This window comes from Paenibacillus sp. J22R67, from assembly GCF_059692175.1.
The window spans coordinates 776,788-795,982 of the sequence record NZ_JCAUAX010000004.1 but is presented as its reverse complement, the minus strand read 5'-3'; the positions used below and the strand labels follow the sequence as shown (position 1 = coordinate 795,982).

The window sequence follows — 19,195 nt, the reverse complement described above, 5'->3', positions numbered from 1 at the left end:
TAAACAATGAGAAAGCTAATTGTACTCACATTATCTGGATTGTTTTTATTTTCTTTAACGGGGTGCTGGAACAAAGCAGAATTGATCGAATACTCCTTTGTACAAGCTGTGGCCATTGATCTATCAAACAAAGGACGTGTTGAGCTAACCACACTTTTCTATAAGCCAAGCGGAGCCGGCGGAATGATGAAGCCAAATATGCCCAAATCCTCTTTCACCATTAAAACGGAAGGCGTGAATGTATTTGATGCCATTCGAGATATTACGCTCCACCTCGGACGTAAGGCCAAGTGGGATCACATGCGTGTCATACTAGTCAGCGATGAGGTTGTAAGAAAGATGAATTTAGGTGATGTCCTTGACTTATTTAGACGTGATCATGAACCAAGACCTACTAATGCTCTTCTTATAACGAAAGGAAAAGCCGATAAATTCTTGCATCTCAAGCCTTTTATAGAATATACGATTGGTCAGCAGCTACACTCAGCTGATGAAGGTTCCTATACGTTCACAGGTAAGACATTAAAAGCGACAATGTTGGAAACACATATCCAAATGAAAAGTGAAACCGGCATAGCCAAAGTTCCCTATTTGACATTAGATAAAGTCCATGGGAATGTTCCAAGCGTTGCCGGGGTCGCATTAATCGAGAAAGGAAAGCTGGTCGAGATCCTTCCGCCCAAAGAAATTAAAGCATTTCTTATGCTTAACCGGAAATTCAAAGGCAGCATTATCACTTCCGCATGCGAAGGGAACGCCAATGCCATGAACGAATCGTTCGAAGTCTTTCAAGAAAACACCAACCTCCAGACATCACTCAAGAATAGTGAAGTAACCGTAAATGTCACGACCAAACTGAAAGGAGCTGTGGGGGAATTAAGCTGCTCCACACTCAGTACGGAAGAAGAGGAACAAGCCTTTAAGGAACGAATCATCCAGCAAGTAAAGAAAGAATTGCTTATTGTCATTCATCATCTGCAGGCAAGTAAACTAGATGCCATTGGCATAGGTGATAAAGTTTTTGCGAAAAATCCCCGTTTATGGCTCGGATGGAAAGAAGATTGGGGGGATCGTTTCGCTGATATTCATTTTAATATCCATGTCGAAGTGACGGTTACGAACACGGGAATGAGCGGCAGCAAGCCTCTAGCTAAATAAGGCACACATTCGAAAGGACAATACAATAATGCTAATAAAACTTATTGTAGTAATAATCGTATACGTCCCTATCCTGCTATTTGAATGGCCTCGAATAGTAAAAAGGCCGCCCGCCGAGATCAAGATTTATTTCTTCCTGATCTTAGTTTCGTTCTATATTGGAGCCAATTTTATTTTCGATTTAAAATGGTTGTTTCTGTACGATGCGGCTGAATTCGTATTTGGAGGTCAATCCCAACGAATCGTTGACTTCTTGAATGTAGCCCCTCATTAGTGAACCTCTATCAGATGAAAGGCGGGTACGTAATGAAATTGCAAGAACAGATTAGTGCGGGCCAATTGTCTGTGGTATTTTTCATCTTCTTGACAGGGTCTTCCATTATTAATATTCCTCAGCCCTTAATCATGTTTGCACGCAACGGATCCTGGATATCCCTTCTAATCTCGTGCTCCATTAGCCTTTTGTGCTTAAGTTGTATCTTATATATGCATAATAAATTTCCGGATCTGACTTTTATCGAATACAGCCGAGAAACGGTAGGCAATTGGATGACCTACCTGCTGGCTATCCCATTTATCTCCTTCCAGTTTCATATGACTTCCGGCATTGTATTAGATATAGGGATTTTTATGACCACCACCATGATGCGGGAGACACCCATCTATGCGTTTAATACCCTCATTTTTCTGGTGATTTATGCGACGGTACGAATGGGGATTGAAGTGATAGCCCGCATGTTTGTTTTCCTTACTGCGATGGTTATGGTGTATGTGTTCAGCATTTTAATACTTGCGAGTTTACATTACGTACCCTCGTATCTAGTACCTGTAATGCCTTATGGGATTAAACCTGTATTACTTGGCGCCTATTTTTCATTTGGCTTCCCTTATGTTGAAATCTTCCTTTTTAGCATGCTGCTTCCTTTTGTAGCCAAGAAACAAAATAAGAAGTTGACGAGCGGATTATTTATTGCCCTTGTCATGAACGTCCTATGCTTGGTTACAGTCACTCTATGTACGTTGATGACGTATGGCCCAATAGCCGCGGATCGGCGATTTTCGATGTTTCAATTAGCTCGAACCATTGAGCTTTACGATATCATTCAGAGGATTGAGTCACTTATTGGCATTTCATTAATTGTAGCTTCCTACATGAAAGGAACCATCGTTTTATTTGTCTTAAACCTCACATTCACCCATTTATTCAAACTGCAAAATGACCGTTTGTTGATTTTTCCATTGTGTGCAATTTGTTGTTTTCTATCGTTTAATACCTACGCAAGAGGAGAAGCCTACTGGGCTAAAATCATATCTGCTATCCATCCTTTATGGGGGATCTTCGGATATTTGCTGCCTGTTTTACTTGTTATGATCGTCTATCTGGTTAAGAGCAAATGGAAGAAAGCTTCAACAGCGAATAGATAGTTTTCCTTATTCAAACCTGTTCGTCACCCAACAAACGACTTCCCTTCCCCAAAAACCAGCAAAAAAGCAGTCCTGTCGAATTCATCAACAGAACTGCCTTAACAAATCTATAATGGCTATGAAGCTGTCATAATCGCCTAAACATTCTGCTCAGCCAAAGCTTTCTTACCCGCTTCCAAAACAGCGATAATCCGCTCCACATCATAAACGCTTCCTGCCCAGGTGCCACCGCTGACAGACTGCAAAGCTGCCCATAACCGCGTATCGTCAGGAAGTCTTGGATCTGCGGCGAGATCGGGGTGAGGTTCGCGAGCAGCAAGCATAAGCGCTCCTTCATCGGGAGTAAGCACTACGTCACCATCACCTAGGAAGTGTATCGTGCCTTCCAAACTGTTGCGATCCACGACGATGTCGATGGTATCACCATCCCGCAGCTTACCAATCGGCCCGCCAGCTAGCGCCTCAGGTCCAACGTGGCCGATACAGGCACCTGTCGATACACCCGAAAACCGCGCATCGGTAATTAGCGACACGTATTTACCGAACGGCAAATGTTTCAGCGCCGAGGTTAATTGATAGGTCTCCTCCATCCCCGTACCCGATGGCCCTCGCCCGATTAACGCCATCACATCTCCGGCCCCAATACCGCCGTTCTTGATTGCCGTGATAGCCGCTTTCTCCGAGGTAAACACCTTAGCCTTGCCTCGATGGCGATAGACGCCGTCTTCCCCAACGGTTGTCGGATCAATCGCGGTTGATTTAATGACCGATCCTTCCGGAGCCAAGTTCCCCATCGGAAAAGTTACCGTTGAGGTCAAGCCTCTTTCTTTGGCACGCTCCGGACTCATAATGACCTGATCGGGATCTATGCCGTCCATTTCCATAAGCAGGCTCCGCATTTTGCTCCGACGTTCGCTCGTTTCCCACCAATCCAGCACAGTCCCCAGCGTTTCACCCGTTACGGTCAACGCATTTTCTTTCAGCACGCCCAAACGGCGAAGATGCAGCATCACTTCTGGCACTCCGCCAGCCAAAAACACCCTCACAGTCGGATGATACTCCGGACCGTTAGGCAAAACGCTAACTAACCTTGGTACTTTTTTATTCACACGTATCCAATCTTGAACGGTCGGAACCGGCAGCCCTGCCGCGTGGGCGAAAGCAGGAATATGCAGCAGCAAGTTTGTCGAACCTCCAAAAGCTGCATGAACAACCATCGCATTGTGGATAGACTCTTCCGTCAGTATGTCCTTCATCCGAAGGCCCTTTTCCTCCAACGTCATCATAGCACGTGCTGATTGCCTAGCCATCTCTTCCCAAACGGCCTGGCCGGATGGGGCTAGCGCAGCGTGAGGCACCGTCATGCCCATTGCCTCTGCAACCACCTGCGAAGTAGCTGCCGTTCCAAGAAATTGACAGCCTCCGCCCGGTGTAGCGCAAGCTCGGCAGCCTAGATCAGCAGCATCCTCAAGGCTGATTTCACCACTTGCATATCTGGCGCCAATGGTTTGGATTTTCCCAGCGTCCTCGCCTTCCGTTGGGGGCAATGTCACTCCCCCAGGCACGATTACACATGGGAGCTCATGCATACCAGCCAGTGCTATCATCATCGCAGGCAGTCCTTTATCGCAGGTTGCCACACCGAGGACACCTTTGCGTGTCGGCAACGAGCGGATGAGACGACGGAATACGATCGCTGCATCATTGCGATACGGAAGAGAATCAAACATACCTTCCGTCCCCTGAGACCTGCCGTCGCAAGGGTCGCTCACATAACCAGCGAAAGGAACTCCGCCGCTTTCAGTGATCACCTCGGCAGCAGCCTGCGTCAACAAGCCGACCTCCCAGTGGCCGGTATGATAGCCAAGAGCAACGGGACTGCCGTCCTCCTTACGAATGCCCCCTTGCGTGCTCAGCAGAAGGTACTGCTTCCCCTTCAGGCGAGATGGTTTCCACCCCATCCCCACATTTTGGGTAAGTCCGAACAACTCTCCGCTCGGAGCATGTAATAGCATTTCTTTTGTTAATGGCAATGAGCCTTTCGGGCCTTGTGCATGCGTATGGATCGTATACAAATCGTTATTTTCATTGACCATAATCGATTTTAATTGCTCTGTCATCAACCTTCACCCTTTCGAATCAGGCATCCTAGCAAAGAGTTACGCTTTGAGAAATACGGTTTTTATCGAGGTGAAAAATTCTATAGCCGCCTGTCCTTGCTCACGCGAATGAGAACTGGACTGCTTCATACCGCCGAACGGAGCCTGCAGCTCCACGCCGGCTGTCTCGGAATTAATTCTTACCAAACCGGCATCCATATCTTGGATAAACGATAGAATATTGCCTATGTTTTGCGTATAAATGGAGGCGCTCAAGCCAAAGTCCGAATCATTAGCCACCTGAATGGCTTGTTCCATGGATTCTACCTGAATAAGCGCGAGAACAGGTCCGAAGATTTCTTCACGGGCTATCGCCATTTCCGGTGTTACTTTATCAAAGACGGTCGGCTGAATATAAAAGCCTTCGGCGAGATCCGGATGGTCTGGAGATGAACCGCCGAACAACAGCTCAGCGCCTTCCTCTATCCCTTTTTGAATGTAGGATTGCACGGTTCTGAGCTGATTTTCGTTTGCGCATGGGCCTAGCCATGTCCCGGCATCCAGACCGTGACCTACGGTCAACCCTTTTAATTTGCTCAGTAGCTTTTCTTTAAAAGATTCATAGACCTCGCTCATTACAATAACACGGCTTGTCGCCGTACATTTCTGACCTGTCGAGCGGATTCCTCCGCTGATCGTCGCGTCAACGGCCAAATCAAGATCGGCATCCGCAGCGATAAGGATCGGATTTTTCCCGCCCATCTCGAGCTGGTATTTCGCTCCTCTAGCTAGTGCTGCTTGGCCGACCCGTTTGCCAACCTGATTAGAGCCGGTAAATGTAATTCCGTTCACATCCGGGTGCTCGGCAAGACCTTGCCCGATAACGGCTCCGCTGCCGGTTACCAAATTTAATACACCCGCTGGAAGTCCCGCTTCTGCGAAGCATTCCACGATTTTGGCAGCCGTCACTGCCGTCTCCTGAGCAGGCTTCAGCACAACGGCGTTGCCGTAGATTAAGGCTGGCGCCATTTTCCATATCGGAATAGCTACGGGGAAATTCCAAGGCGAGATAACGCCGACAACGCCAAGCGGCACACGTGTCGTGAACATCAGCGCTTCGCTATCTGTCGAGGGAATCACATCGCCGATTTTCCGCATCCCTTCGCCAGCGTAGTAGCGCAGGATCGCTACGCCTCTTGCTGTTTCTCCTTTTCCTTCAGGCAGCGTTTTACCCATTTCGCGCGTCATGCTCTCCGCGATTTCATCGATGCGACTCTCAAGCAGATTGGCTGCTTTAAAGAGATAGTCGCCTCTTGCCGCTCCTGACAGCTTTCTCCAACCTTGCTGCGCCGATTTGGCAGATGCCACCGCTTGGTTCAAATCCTCCAACGACGACGACTGCACGTAGCCCACAACTTCGCTTTTTTTAGCCGGGTTTATGCTCGGCACGGTTTGCCCAGTGCCAGCTGGCTGCCATTCACCATTTATATAATTCAAATAAGTTTGTCCGCCAACGAATTTGGATGTCATTTTTATTCCTCCTGGAAGATATGTTTTTTTATAAGACGAAATTAGCTACCAGCGCTTACAACATGATTAACAAGCGTTCCAATACCCGTGATCTCAATTTCAATTCTGTCACCGTGAGCGAGTGTAAACTCGTTAGGGGGTACAATACACGTTCCTGTCAGCAATACGGTACCTTCAAACAACTCATTATCCCGCATCAAATATTCCGTCAGTTCCTCAAGCTTTCGTTTTAGTTGATTCGTATTGGCCGTTCCTTCAACTGCTTTCTCCCCATCACGATAGATATGACTTGTAATCTGGAAGTTATAAGGATTATCTACCGTTTCGGCTAAGCGAATTGCGGGTCCTATGGAACAAGAACGCTTCCAAACCTTGGCTTGAGGCAGATAGAGCGGATTCTCGCCTTCAATATCCCGGCAGCTCATATCATTGCCAATGGTGTATCCGATGATTTTCCCTTTGGCGCTTAGAACAAGCCCTAACTCCGGTTCTGGCACCTGCCACACGGAATCGCTTCGCAGTTGCACTTCGCCGCCAGGACCTACCGTTCGTCCCGCTGTTGACTTAAAAAAGATTTCCGGACGTACAGCATCATAAACTTTATCGTAAAAAGTAGAAGCATCCAGTCTGCCTTCTGTAGCCTCATAGTTGCGCGCATCGCGGCTTCGCTCATAGGTAACCCCTGCAGCCCATACTTCCGGAGCCTCGATGGGAACCAGAAGTTGAAGCTGATCAACCTGATCATGTAACGCTTCACTGCTTTCAATTGCTTTGGAAACCAATTCCAGCGGTGTCATCTCCAATGTTTCAGCTTCATGAATCAGTGCTAAAAAATCGCTTTGCGGCAGTGCGTAAATTTGATCCTGGTCATTAACGGCAGCTAGCTGTGTTTTCCCTTCCTTTTCAAAACGGATAATTCTCATTTCTTGCTCACTCCCTTAAATTTGTTTTATATTATAAAACACTGTTCTATAATGCAGTTAAAAAAAATGCCTGGACTCGACATGCTTTACAAAACGTGCCGAAACCCCAGGGTTAGCGAAATGGCTTCTGCCTCCTTTTGAAGAAGAGCAATATACGCCTTAAACAATGAATCATCTACTGCTGAGACTAATGTTGAAATACTGATTGCTGCTGCAATCGAGCCATTATGCTCGAAAATAGGAGCTGCTGCACACCTTACGCCAGGTTCATTCTCTTGGTTGTCAATAGAATAGCCCTGATCTTTCACCAGACTCAGCTCGTTAACGAAAGCCTCTTTCCCCGTAATCGTCACGTCTGTAATCTTGGAGAATTGGTAATTCCGAAGGAGCGTATCCATCTCATCCTTCGTTCTAAAAGCTGCCAGGACCTTGCCTACCGCACTGCTATGAAGTGAAATTCTGCGCCCTATTCGGGAATAACGAATCGCAGCTTTTTCCCCTTCGACTTTATCCAAATACACGCCTTCTTTCCCATCAAGAATAACGAGATGGGTTGTTTGCCCTGTTTGTTCCGACAGAGCAACCAAGTGTTTTCGGGCGGCTGTACGGATGTCCAAGCTTTGGAGCATCAGCTGTCCCTTTTCCAAGAGCTTAAGTCCTAGCTTGTACCTTCCAGTCTCTACGTCCTGATTGATGTAACCGTGCATCTGAAGCGTTTTCAACAAGGAGTGTACTGTACTTTTGTGAAGCTCCATTCTGGCGCTGATTTCTGTAATTTTAAGTTCTGTCGTATACTCGTCGAATAAATCCAAAATTTTTAATGCTCTGTCCAGCGCTTGAATAATAGGCATGGTCTCACCTCTATCTACAGATCCATAATAATCCTAAACGCTCATTCAAGCAAGATGAACTTATGATCGTTAATCTTTATTTTAATAAATATAGGTGTTCAAAAAGTCATTTCGGAACTTCCCTTGCGGATCACAACGAAGGAGCGTTTCTTGGAAATCCGGCAGTTTCTCGTACAAAGACTTCAGCGCCGCTGGCTGCATAGTAAACAGTTTTGCCCAATGCGGACGGGCCTGGAGCGGCGCAAGCTGCTTTTCGATAACCGGCAGAACTTGCTTGACCGCTTCCCAATTCGGCTTCCATGTGAAATGAATAGCAACCGAATCCTGATGATAATTAGGACTCATCCACAAATCATCTTGTGCAATCGTGCGAACTTCAGAAATATATAGAAGTGGTGAAATTTGCTCTCTTATCTCATTAATCGCACACAACGCCTGATAAGCAGCATGGCGCGGCACGAAATACTCACTTTGCAGCTCTTCTCCAGCACTCGGGGTGAAATCCATGCGGAAGTGAGCCAATCTCTCATGTGATGGTCCCGGAATCCCCATTTGTTCGCTGCAATTCTCAGCCGTATGCCCTGGCACCGGATGTCGTGGCGAGTTCGCTAATTTGGCACCATAAAATTCAGGGGCTGCTTGACTCGAGATTTGATCTGTCAGTTTCTGCTTTAGCCAGACTTGATTGATATTCGCGCCAGTCCAATCGGTAAACAAGCTAACACTATAGGCATGGGAAAAAATATCGTCAAAGTGCTCTTCCAGTTGCTCGAAAGGAAGATTGTCATAAACATGCTGACTAATTTGAAAAGTTGGGATTACATCCAGCGTCATTCTAGTGACGACTCCCAGTCCCCCTAATCCAACGACAGCTCCTTGGATATTTTGTTGTTCACGAGAGAATACGGCCAAATCTCCGTTCGCCTGAACCATCTCTAGCGAATCAACAATGGTAGCAAGATTGCCATTCCGATCGCCAGATCCGTGCGAAGCGGTAGCGCATGCCCCGGCAACGGTGATATGCGGCAGAGATGCCAAATTGTGAATGGCATATCCATGATTATAAAGGTACTCGCATAACTCGCCGTACCGGATTCCCGCTTCAACCGTTACCTTATTTCTAACGGTGTCTAATGCCACCACGCGATTCAGATTTTGAAGCGAAAGCAACCCTTCGGTGCAGTCGGCAATGCTATTAAACGAATGCCTTGTGCCAAGCACTTTCATTTGTTTACTTCTAGCTACTAATTCTTGCACGTCTTCTACTTTTTCGGGAGTATGCAGTTCTGTCGCGCTATACCTGTAGTTTCCAGCCCAGTTCAAATTATTAATCATATGATCACGCTCCTTCAAATTAAAAATTCGCCATAGGACTCATGAATTCCTTGCTGAAATGATCGCCTTACCGACGCTGAATGGCCAGCTTAACAGCAAGTCCCGCCAATACTCCGGACATGATCCATCGCTGTGCTTTAAGCCATGTCGGCCGCTTGCCGAACCAACCGGCAATTTTACTTGCTGTAAGAACAATTAGTAGATTCACTGAGAAGCTGATTACGATTTGCGTTAGACCTAGAATCGCGCTTTGTGTGAGCAACGAGCCTTGACTTGGATCCTGAAATTGGGGGAGAAGCGAGATGTACAACACGGCGATTTTGGGGTTAAGTAAATTGGTTATGAAGCCCATCAGGAACAATTTGCCCGGCTTCTCAATCGGGAGCACGATGGGCTCAAGTATAGAAGCGGAGCCAGGTTTAATTGCCTTCCATGCCAGCCAAAGCAGATAAACCGCACCTGCCCACTTCATTGCCGTGTAGATGATCGGCACGGTATTGAATATAGCGATCAGCCCCACCATAGATGCAATCAGATAAACGAGGAAACCGAGCACAACGCCCATTAACGAAATAATGCCGGCTTTGCGACCTTGCGATATCGATCGCGAGATCAGGTAAATCATATTGGGTCCCGGAGAGCATACCATTCCAAGCGATACAACTCCGAAAGCAATTAACGTACCTAGACTAATCAATGGACGTGCCCCCTTAGTAAAGTCGGATAAATTCAGAATATAGTATCACAATTCAACTTTGATGTATATGATCCAATCTATGAAAACCCAAACCTAGCGAGAAAGCCGTCATGAAATTTCTTCCAGGGGAACTAGAGTCCACTATTTAGATCAAAAGGAGCTGTTTCTTCTCTGAGCGGAACTACAAGGTCTTATTTGTGCTCACATGGCGCTTTCTTGGAGAAATCTGGCGAAATAGCGTACCATAGTTCCCTATGTCTGTGGAAATCGTCGCTTCTATGAGAAATAGCGAACCATAGTTCCACAAAAGACGTACGGAGCACTTCCGCCGCCAAATATAAGAAAAGCCTAGCCTGCGGCTAGCTCCTCGTCTAAACCCATACGTTCGATCATGGGGAGGGAACTGGATATGGGTCTCCAACTGGTTCTTGAAATCGTGTTTCCTTTGAATTGATTGTATATGGATGGAACTCGATTTCAACTACGGGCGCTACGCTTTTCCACCCCATATCCATTCCCTTTTGGTTCTACTTAGCGTTGATTGCTGCTGGTTGCTAGCTCACTTTTCACTATGAATTACTTACGTCACTTACTACTTCACTTACTACTCTTACTCTTACTCTTACTCTTACTCTTACCCTTCCCCCTACCCCTACCCCTACACTACCTCTACTCCTCTTACTAATTTACTCTTTATTTCTCTTTCCACACTATCCTGCTCTTATATGTCTCCACTCACCTTACCTCTCTACTGTACCCCACCTTTTCTGATTACTTAAACACGCTAGAAATTAGCGTACTTCCAGCTCTCATTGGACGAATTCCAATGAGAGCGCCGTGCAGAAGTGATCATTCTTCTTTTCGTTGGATGAAATCCAACAAGCGCGACTAAAATATCGCTGAACCTCTATAAAATTCATCTCTTTGTTGGATTTCGTCCAATGAGATTGGCATTTAAGCGTCAAAAATCGCATGTTCGTTGGAATTCATCCAATGAGCTTGACTCTCCTCAGGCGCCGCCCCCATCGACCCCACCTGAAACAAAAACAAGGGTGGAAAAATACTCTCCAACCCTGAAATTTTATAAATAATGTTAATAAGGGGTAAGCTTCGCTTACCCAAACCCCATCATTACTGAGACAGTTGATCGCCTTGAGCAATCAATCTAACAGCTCTGGCGATTGCATCCTTTAGCTCATTAGGATTGTTCGCAGCCTCTGGATGAAGCGAAAGCCCAAAGGGGTTCGTCGCTGTCCAAGCTGTGGCTAACGTCATGATCGCTGTCAGAAGAAAACCCGGCGAGAAGCTCGCTCCCACCTTGCCATCGTTTTGTGCCTTCTGCAGAGACTGAACCTTCTTGCCGTGAACCTCATTGCGTTCGGCCGGGCTTTCTGCTCGTTGTTCGAGGCTTGACCAAGTCATGAGCCGCATCAAATCCGGGTTCGACATCGTAAAGTCGAATACACGCTCCGCATAACCTGAGAGATCCTCAGGCGTGAAGACTAATTCCTCATAGACACGCATGAGGTGTTTCTGCAGCGTGGTGGTGAACAGCTTCTCTTTGCTTTCGAAGTAGATGTAGATCAAGTTTTTGTTGCATCCGGCTGTCTTGGCAATACGATCGACCCGCGCGCCTGCGATGCCATAGGCAGAGAACTCCGCCAAAGCCGCCTCCAATATCCGTTCCCGCGTTGCTTCGGCGTTGCGCATGGCGGTTCCTCCTTGTACCCTCATTTTAGCTACAATATATCATGGGCATTATGAAGTTGACAAACTCCTAGATCGCTTTTATATTATAACTAAACAGTTAGTTAATTGTTTGCGAACTTACAAATCCACGAAAGAAGGAATAGAGAATGAACCAAACTACAGCAGCTACAAAGATCGCCATCGTCACAGGAGGAAGCCGCGGCCTTGGCCGTAACACTGTGCTGAACCTTGCCAAGCGTGGTGTCGACGTGATCTTCACTTACCATACGAATCAAGCTGAAGCTGAAATCGTCGTTGGTCTCGTGCGCGAGATGGGCCGCGTGGCTATTGCTTTGCAGCTCGACGCCAGCAATGTCAGCTCATTCGATCCATTCGTGCAGAGTGTGCATCAGGCACTTAATGAACTTGGCTCTGAAAGCTTTAACTTCCTTGTCAACAACGCAGGGACATCGCATCACCAAAGCTTCGATCAAACGACGGAAGATGAGCTGGACAAGCTCTACAACGTCCATTTCAAGGGGGTATTTTTCCTCACTCAGAAGCTCTTGCCACTCATCAGTGATGGCGGCCGGATCGTGAACATCTCCACAGGCCTTACTCGTATCATATCTCCAGGGAGTTCAGCTTATGCATCCATGAAGGGTGCTATTGAGACTCTAACCCGCTACCAGGCAAAGGAACTAGGAGCACGCGGAATTGCCGTCAATACCGTTGCACCGGGAGCCATCGCAACTGATTTCTCAGGAGGCATGGTGCGAGACAATCCCGAGTTGAACAAACGTATCGCGGAGATGACTGCTCTTGGCCGCGCCGGTGAACCTGACGATATTGGCCCGATGATCGCTTCACTGCTTTCCGAAGAGAATCGCTGGGTCAACGCCCAACGCATTGAGGTCTCGGGAGGCATGTCGATCTAAACGGTGCCTGTAACTATAAAGAGGGTGTCGCCCGTCAATAAAATGACGGAGCGACACCCTCTTTATATCTACTAATTACGCCTGAATCGACTCCAAATGCTGGGCCAGTCTGTTCCATGTTTCTGTGATTCCTTGCAGCATGCCCATGTCCATCACTTGCTGTAAGGCTTCAGCCGACACATATTCCCCGCGGTTAATGACCTTCGTCCCGTTCTCCGTCTCAATGAATTCCAGTGTCACGTGGGTTTGCGGCATATTTTCCGCCACGTTGCCTTCTGCATCGGAGAAGCAATCCACATACACAATCTTCTCAGGCACGACGATTTCACGGTACACAGCTTTGCCCCACGATTCCATACCATAGAAGTCGCCCTGGTTCTTATCTTCGCATTTCATGCAATAATGCCAAACCCCGCCTACCCGGAAATCAACATGGCATACCGGAACCGTCCAGCCTTCTGGCCCCCACCAATGTTTCAGATGCTCCGCTTGCGTGAAAGCCTGAAATACCAGTTCGCGAGGGGCCTTGAATTCGCGCTCCAGAATTAGTACCTTCTCCTCTACCTTGGATACCATTTGATTCGTCATTTTAACTTCCTCCTTGTTTTCTTATATTGGTCAAAATCGCTCTGTTGCTGCGTTCACTACTTGGTGTCCTTACCTTGCAGCTTCTGCAAATAGTCATCCAGGCGGTCGAAGCGCTGCTCCCAGATGACGCGGTAACTCTCCAGCCATTTGTCGAGTTCTCGAAAAGGATCTGGCCGAAGCCTGTAGATTCGGCGATTCGCATCCACCTCGGCTTCCACAATGCCAGCCTCGCTGAGAACACGCAAATGCTTGGAAGCTTGCGGCTGCCGCAGCTGCAGCCGTTCGGCGATTTCCCCTACGGTGAGTGGGCATTCGCGCAAAAGCTCAACAATTTGCATGCGGGTTGGTTCTGCCAAGGCACTCATGACGTTAATATCCATTGTCATCATCCGTTCTCTTGCTGTAAGTTTACGGGGCCTTCGGTTCGTGTAGGTCATTTGTAATTCCCTTGCTAAACCAAATATACCACATTAGGAATATTCCTGTAAAGGAATATTCGTGAATAACCCCTTTAAAATTTATAATTTAAAATTCATTATGAAACCCTTCTATCATTCTATCTTACGAATATCTCTTACTCAACCCATACCAGGGACACGGCTAGCTTCTTTTTCACCAAAGAGCTTTGCCGTAACCACACCTAGCAGCAATGCCCAAACAGGCGTTGATATACCAAAAAATGCACTATTTGAAATGGCAATAATAAACGTAAACAACGTTGAGAACCGGAAATTTTTATCTGAAAAAGCAGATTGCAGACTATTCATCAGCACGCCGACTAGAGAATAGCCAGTAATAATGGTGATAAAAGGAGATGGAAGCAGCTCTATGACATCAATGATTTTCCAAGCAAATAGCCCGAAAAGCGTAACGAATATCCCCGAAACGATTGCCGCCCACACTCTGCGGTCCTTACTTCCAGCGTCATCTCCACTGCAAAGCGCACTCATCATCCCACCTATATTGGCAGCATGGCCAGCGAAAAGCCCAGCAAGGGATGAAAATAAACCTGATACAACAATCGTTTTATTGACGGGAGGATCAAATCCGTTGCTTTTCAAAGCAGTCAAAGCCACAGCTATATCATTGCTGATTACTAAGATGGAGATGGGAATAGCAAGCGATACTACAGCCTCTATCGTGAAAGATGGTAGGACTGGAAGAGGGAGAATGAAGCTTGTATGCTGCATAGTTGGAAAAGTGTAACTACAGAGTAATCCAACTAACCCCATAACAAGTACGCCCATAAATGGAGGGATTCTTTTGGAAATGACACGCGTTATAAAAAATCCAAATATAGCTAGCAATCCGACGATAGGCATGGACATTACTGCTGGTACAATTTTCACAACATAATTGAGAATAAGACCCGCAAGCAGGGCATCAATCAACGGTTTTGGAATATAGTAGAGTACCTTTTTAAATAGACCCGTGAAGCCAAACAAAGTGATGATCAGGCCCGACATGATAAAACCGCCGGCCAATTCACCAAGTGTGAAATGAGCGGCTACTGAAGCCAAGAAGGCGATTGCCGTGATGGAATGAGCCCCGCCATAAGGAATTTTATATTTGAACGTCATGACCAGGTTAAGGAGTCCGCCAAGAAAATAAACAGCAAACATCCAAGTAACGATTTCACTTCGACTGAGCCCTGCACTTTCTGCTACTTGCATAACTAATAAGGCACCGCCGCTGCAGGCTAACAGCGCAGACATAATTCCAGTCATGACATTTTGAGTGTTCATAGAATGAATTGCGCCTCCATTAGACTATCGTAAAATATTTAGTCTCATTTCTCAGAGTTGATCTCACTTGCTGTAATCCTTCACTAATTCAATAATCATTGCCCCCATTCGCTCCGTTTCAGGCACGATCACTTGATTCAGACCTTCATCTTTTAACGCCTCAGCCGTTACTTTACCAACAGCAACTGCCTTGACATCGCTGGAGAATGCTTGTCTAACGGTATCATTAATCCCTTGACGTCTCGTATATTCGAACAAATATCTCACTTGCACGGCAGTAGTGAAACACACAGCATCAATCGAACCCGTTGTAAGTTCCTGGCACAGCGTTTCAAGTACGGATGACTCCGGTTCAATATGCTGATATGGCAAAAGTTGAACCACCGTTGCTCCCCGCTCCTCCAAGAATTGTATCAGCTCCGGTTGTGGTTCTCCATGCAGCTGGACAACCACCGTTTGATCCACAAAGTCGTAAGCATCCAAGCGATTAATTAACCCTTGTATAGTCCCATCCTCATCGATGACGACAGGTTTTATATCTAGCTTCTTAAGCCAGTTAATCGTCTTATATCCGCGCGCGGCAACTTTAGCATCCTTCATCTTTTGCAGCAGCGTGGAAGATAGATCTAATTTTTCGGCCGCGTTCAGCATCGTATCTGCGCCAACACCAGTTGTGAATACAAACCAGTCCACTTTGTTATTTACACAAAACAGTAATTCTTTCTCCACAGCTGACTCGTCCAAATAAATGAAGCCTTGCAGAGGACGGACTACTGGGATTCCTCCCTGTTTCTCAATTAACAAGCTCATTTCCTCTGTTTTTCTGGAACCCGCAATCACGATTTTCTTGCCTTTTAATTTCTCCATTTCTCTCTGATGCCCCCTATCATAATAAGAAAAGTATATAGAAGTTAGTCGCTAAATTCATCAACCAATTCTAGATGATATGAACCATCCACTTGCCGGACTTCTGGTCTACCCCCACTCTAGCCTATACTTCCTCTAATCCATACATGAAAATTCTGTTAAATAAACATAATACATACGGGGGTGTTGTCAATGTGGCGAACGATAGCGGAAGCTCTTCCGGGTTGGAATCTGCTCATGTGGGCATCGCTCACTTTTCTTATTCCTTATGGTAACTCTAGATTATTTGGTTGGTTTTATCAAAAAGAACGGATCAATCGCGGTTGGAACGCAGAAAACAAGCCTATGGTTCCTAACAACTCCCTCTGGACCACAAGTAACTCGCCATCAAAACCTTGGACAGATTGGCCGTCCACCGATAAGCTGAATAGTCATTTAGAAGAGAATTTAAACCTGTTATCCGAGCGTCTAGGCAACAACTCGGATTATTCTGTGCGCGAATTCAATATCGGAGGTAGCACGATTCGCGCGGCTATCGTCAGTATGAACAAAATATCCGACTCAACGTTGATTCAAGAGTTTGTTCTCAAACCGTTAATGGTGGAGCTTCGGAAAACAAATGTGACCGAATTGTATGCCAGCACTGATTTCAAAGCTTTCATTAAAAAACATATTTTACCACTATCCAAAATAACCGAGACTGAGCATGTTTATCAGGTTATTGAAACCGTGTTAACTGGGTCAACTGCTTTGCTCATTGATGGCATTCCCGGCGGTTTGATCCTCGGAACGGGTTCCACTGTGCCGCAAAATTTCGAAGAGCCGTCTTCGGAATCACTTGTACGCGGGCCCAAGATCGGCTTTGTCAACTCGCTCGAAGAGAATATCTCTCTGCTTCGCTCAAGAGCATCCGATCCTGATTTGCAAATGCTGGGCATCCAAGTTGGAGAGAGAAACAAGAAAAACTTGGTCCTCTCCGAATCTTGAAAATTTGCGGCCTGTGCTAGGTATGGGGATTGGTCCTATATTCAAAGGACTTCCTGAAACATGGAGAGCCTTTGCAGGCATAGAAACGATGTTATTCGTTACTGCTTATATGAGCAGACCTGAAAAAGCTGGCAAAGCACTTCTAGCTGGCGTTGGTATTTCCGTATTCATTTATCTGGTCACCCTCATCGTCGTCCTTGGGAGCATACCGTTCGAACAAGTCGCCACTTTGACATGGCCTGCCATATCCATCGTCCGGTCCTATGAAATTACCGACTTTTTTCTTGAACGGTATGAATCATTGCTCATCGTTGTTCGCTTAATCCAAGTATTTGCCGGATTTGTTATGTATCATTTCATTGTTGCTCTAGGGCTCTCACATACGTTTAAGAAAAACTACAACCTCTATATTTACATCGTTCTTCCGGTGATTTTCATCATAGCTATGTATCCCAAAAGCATAAATCAAGTCAAAGCACTTGGAGACGTGATCGGTAGCAGCTTTTTTGGAATCATTGGTCTCCTAGCGCCAATCCTTCTTATCATTACTTTGTTAAGGAAGAACTCCTATGTTCAAAATTAAAGTCATCGCTGCCCATTTGCTCTTGCTGCCGCTACTATTTATGACTGGTTGCTGGGATAGTAAAAACATTACGGAAATGTCCATTGTGGTAGGCGAAGCTATTGATCAAGGGAATGAAGCGCCGATAGAGAAAAAATTAAACGAAAAAGGCGGCGGCTACCAGAAACAAGACTTAATCACCATAACTTGGCAAATTGTTATTCCCAAGATTGCTGCGTCAAGGAATGCCTCTGGCGACCAGAAGCCATATAAAAATCACTCCCTTTCTGGGGACATGATTCACCAATTCGCACGAGAAGTTTCACTCGAGTCCAAACCGCTTTTCAACCAACATCAAAAAATGTTCGTCTTCGGGGAGAAGCTGGTGCGCAGCATAGATTTACAGACGCTGATCGATCAGCATTTTCGCGATAATGAGGTTAGAGAAAGCGGTCTTGTTCGTGGCCAGAGGACTGGCGAAAGATACGCTAGAGTCACAAGGCCCGGAAATTCCCGTGGATCGCCTCGTTCGAATTTCAAAAAATCAATACAGAACCACGAGGATTTTACCGCCAATGACGATTCAAAATGTTATGGAAAAGATCGCTACCCATTCCAGTTTCCTGATACAGAGCGTAGTTGCCTCGCAGGGTGAAGTGAAATTTGCTGGAGCTGCCGTATTCAAGCAAGAGGAAAACAAACTAATCGGCTTTCTGAGTGAGGAGGAATTGGAAGGCTTGACCTGGTTAACAGGAAAGAGTAAAGGAGGCGTGGTGAAAACACTGGATGAGGGAAATCGTCCGTTTATCATCTATGAGGTGGAATCGTTAAAGAGCCATATTAAGCCGAAAGTATCAGGCCACAAGATTTCCTTTCACGTGGAAATTGACTCCATTGGCCGCCTGACGGAAGACTGGCGTGATAAAGTCGATTATTTCGATAACAGCTACCTTCAATCAGCGGAAAAAGCGGCAGAAAAAGAAGTCGCTCGCCATATTGACATGATTCTCAAGGCATGCAAAGCAAGTATCTTGTTGAGATTGCCGGCTTTGGTACGCAATTAAGAATCCATTACCCGAAAGTTTGGCAAAAGGTGAAACAAAACTGGGATCAAGAATTCAGCAAGATCCCTGTTACGTACACCGTGAAACTGAAAATAAACGATTATGGATTGAGACGCGAAAAAAAATAATACAGACGTGAGCCTGTTATCTATCCATAATATCTCTAAACAGTTCTCTCTGCTCTTCCCTATTTGAATAAATGCCAAGATAATCAAATATTTCGAAAGAAAAATCCACGAAAGCGCGACCTTTGGCTGTAAGGACATGTCCTTCTCTAACGACGCGCTTGTCCACATAATTTTCCCGCGGAAACGGATCTTCTACATTTAGATGATTAATACTCTCTATTGAACATGATGTGGTAAATCTACGCTTATGCAGGATACCGGCTCTTCCTAAATATTGCGGCCCGTTGCAAATTGCAGCAAGCATCTTGCCCTCTTGATCAAGTTTGATAATGAAATCAGTTAACTCTTGCTGCTGATTTCGAATCGGGCCACCAGGGATAATAAGTCCTTCAATATCGCTTAGCTCCATCGCTTCATGGAATAACAAATTAGGCTTATAGGTCAAACCAGATTCGCTAACGATAGTTTCATTGTTATAGGCCACTGACAAAACTTCTTTCTTTCCCACATTTTTAATTTTATGAAGAGCCAGCGTAATCTCAAAATCCGCAAAATCATCCGATATAAAACAAATTATTTTCTCCATCGTTGATACCACCTTCGCATTTA

Annotated in this window: 18 protein-coding genes and 1 pseudogene; 7 read left to right on the top strand and 12 right to left on the bottom strand. The window is 46.0% G+C overall.

Going from position 1 to position 19,195, the window contains the following annotated elements; translation table 11 throughout:
* Window positions 1-6: 6 nt before the first annotated feature.
* Window positions 7-1,158 (top strand): Ger(x)C family spore germination protein, encoded by a 1,152-nt coding sequence (locus AC58VC_RS19725; RefSeq protein WP_497370525.1) that lies wholly within the window; start codon window positions 7-9, stop codon window positions 1,156-1,158.
* A 306-nt stretch (window positions 1,159-1,464) separates the two neighbouring features.
* On the top strand, window positions 1,465-2,583 hold the full coding sequence (locus tag AC58VC_RS19720; RefSeq protein ID WP_497370524.1) for a GerAB/ArcD/ProY family transporter: 1,119 nt from the start codon (window positions 1,465-1,467) through the stop codon (window positions 2,581-2,583).
* A gap of 137 nt (window positions 2,584-2,720) precedes the next feature.
* Here AC58VC_RS19720 and AC58VC_RS19715 read toward each other — a convergent pair whose 3' ends face one another.
* From AC58VC_RS19715 to AC58VC_RS19685, 7 genes are all read right to left on the bottom strand, one after another.
* A complete protein-coding gene (locus AC58VC_RS19715) occupies window positions 2,721-4,703 on the bottom strand; it encodes a YjhG/YagF family D-xylonate dehydratase (protein ID WP_497370523.1) in 1,983 nt (660 codons plus the stop codon).
* Window positions 4,704-4,742: 39 nt separating this feature from the next.
* A complete protein-coding gene (gene gucD / locus AC58VC_RS19710) occupies window positions 4,743-6,212 on the bottom strand; it encodes an alpha-ketoglutaric semialdehyde dehydrogenase GucD (RefSeq protein WP_497370522.1) in 1,470 nt (489 codons plus the stop codon).
* Window positions 6,213-6,253: 41 nt separating this feature from the next.
* Window positions 6,254-7,135 carry a fumarylacetoacetate hydrolase family protein gene (locus tag AC58VC_RS19705; protein ID WP_497370521.1) on the bottom strand — a complete coding sequence of 294 codons (882 nt, stop codon included), beginning with the start codon at window positions 7,133-7,135 and terminating at the stop codon, window positions 6,254-6,256.
* An 86-nt stretch (window positions 7,136-7,221) separates the two neighbouring features.
* Window positions 7,222-7,986, bottom strand: coding sequence for an IclR family transcriptional regulator (locus tag AC58VC_RS19700; RefSeq protein WP_497370520.1), 765 nt, complete (start codon window positions 7,984-7,986; stop codon window positions 7,222-7,224).
* Window positions 7,987-8,067: 81 nt separating this feature from the next.
* Entirely contained in the window at window positions 8,068-9,321 is a 1,254-nt protein-coding gene (locus AC58VC_RS19695; protein WP_497370519.1) for an FAD-binding protein, read from the bottom strand.
* Window positions 9,322-9,388: 67 nt separating this feature from the next.
* On the bottom strand, window positions 9,389-10,018 hold the full coding sequence (locus AC58VC_RS19690) for a LysE family translocator (RefSeq protein WP_497370518.1): 630 nt from the start codon (window positions 10,016-10,018) through the stop codon (window positions 9,389-9,391).
* A 1,131-nt stretch (window positions 10,019-11,149) separates the two neighbouring features.
* Window positions 11,150-11,728, bottom strand: a complete 579-nt coding sequence (locus AC58VC_RS19685) for a TetR family transcriptional regulator (protein ID WP_497370517.1) — start codon at window positions 11,726-11,728, stop codon at window positions 11,150-11,152.
* Between the two features lie 146 nt (window positions 11,729-11,874).
* Here AC58VC_RS19685 and AC58VC_RS19680 point away from each other — a divergent pair, with 146 nt between their 5' ends.
* The gene (locus AC58VC_RS19680; protein ID WP_497370516.1) at window positions 11,875-12,645 is read left to right on the top strand and encodes an SDR family NAD(P)-dependent oxidoreductase; all 771 of its coding nucleotides are present in this window, start codon (window positions 11,875-11,877) and stop codon (window positions 12,643-12,645) included.
* A gap of 75 nt (window positions 12,646-12,720) precedes the next feature.
* Here AC58VC_RS19680 and AC58VC_RS19675 read toward each other — a convergent pair whose 3' ends face one another.
* The 4 genes from AC58VC_RS19675 to AC58VC_RS19660 all read right to left on the bottom strand — a co-directional run bounded on the left by AC58VC_RS19675 (window position 12,721) and on the right by AC58VC_RS19660 (window position 15,845).
* Window positions 12,721-13,233 carry an SRPBCC family protein gene (locus AC58VC_RS19675; RefSeq protein WP_497370515.1) on the bottom strand — a complete coding sequence of 171 codons (513 nt, stop codon included), beginning with the start codon at window positions 13,231-13,233 and terminating at the stop codon, window positions 12,721-12,723.
* Between the two features lie 56 nt (window positions 13,234-13,289).
* Window positions 13,290-13,613 (bottom strand): ArsR/SmtB family transcription factor, encoded by a 324-nt coding sequence (locus AC58VC_RS19670; RefSeq protein ID WP_497370603.1) that lies wholly within the window; start codon window positions 13,611-13,613, stop codon window positions 13,290-13,292.
* A 198-nt stretch (window positions 13,614-13,811) separates the two neighbouring features.
* Complete coding sequence (locus tag AC58VC_RS19665; protein WP_497370514.1) at window positions 13,812-14,978, bottom strand: benzoate/H(+) symporter BenE family transporter; 1,167 nt, start codon at window positions 14,976-14,978, stop codon at window positions 13,812-13,814.
* 63 nt (window positions 14,979-15,041) lie between these two features.
* Window positions 15,042-15,845 carry a uroporphyrinogen-III synthase gene (locus AC58VC_RS19660; RefSeq protein ID WP_497370513.1) on the bottom strand — a complete coding sequence of 268 codons (804 nt, stop codon included), beginning with the start codon at window positions 15,843-15,845 and terminating at the stop codon, window positions 15,042-15,044.
* Window positions 15,846-16,037: 192 nt separating this feature from the next.
* On the opposite strand from AC58VC_RS19660, the gene AC58VC_RS19655 reads away from it, so the two are divergent.
* From AC58VC_RS19655 to AC58VC_RS19640, 4 genes and pseudogenes are all read left to right on the top strand, one after another.
* Complete coding sequence (locus AC58VC_RS19655) at window positions 16,038-16,832, top strand: spore germination protein (protein ID WP_497370512.1); 795 nt, start codon at window positions 16,038-16,040, stop codon at window positions 16,830-16,832.
* A 22-nt stretch (window positions 16,833-16,854) separates the two neighbouring features.
* Entirely contained in the window at window positions 16,855-17,415 is a 561-nt protein-coding gene (locus AC58VC_RS19650) for a GerAB/ArcD/ProY family transporter (protein WP_497370511.1), read from the top strand.
* The gene (locus AC58VC_RS19645; RefSeq protein ID WP_497370510.1) at window positions 17,402-18,049 is read left to right on the top strand and encodes a Ger(x)C family spore germination protein; all 648 of its coding nucleotides are present in this window, start codon (window positions 17,402-17,404) and stop codon (window positions 18,047-18,049) included. Before AC58VC_RS19650 ends, AC58VC_RS19645 begins: the two co-directional genes overlap by 14 nt.
* Window positions 17,970-18,586, top strand: a pseudogene (locus AC58VC_RS19640) (Ger(x)C family spore germination C-terminal domain-containing protein). Before AC58VC_RS19645 ends, AC58VC_RS19640 begins: the two are co-directional and overlap by 80 nt.
* Window positions 18,587-18,602: 16 nt before the next feature.
* On the opposite strand, the gene AC58VC_RS19635 reads toward AC58VC_RS19640, so the two are convergent.
* The gene (locus tag AC58VC_RS19635) at window positions 18,603-19,172 is read right to left on the bottom strand and encodes a DJ-1/PfpI family protein (protein WP_497370509.1); all 570 of its coding nucleotides are present in this window, start codon (window positions 19,170-19,172) and stop codon (window positions 18,603-18,605) included.
* Window positions 19,173-19,195 lie beyond the last annotated feature (23 nt).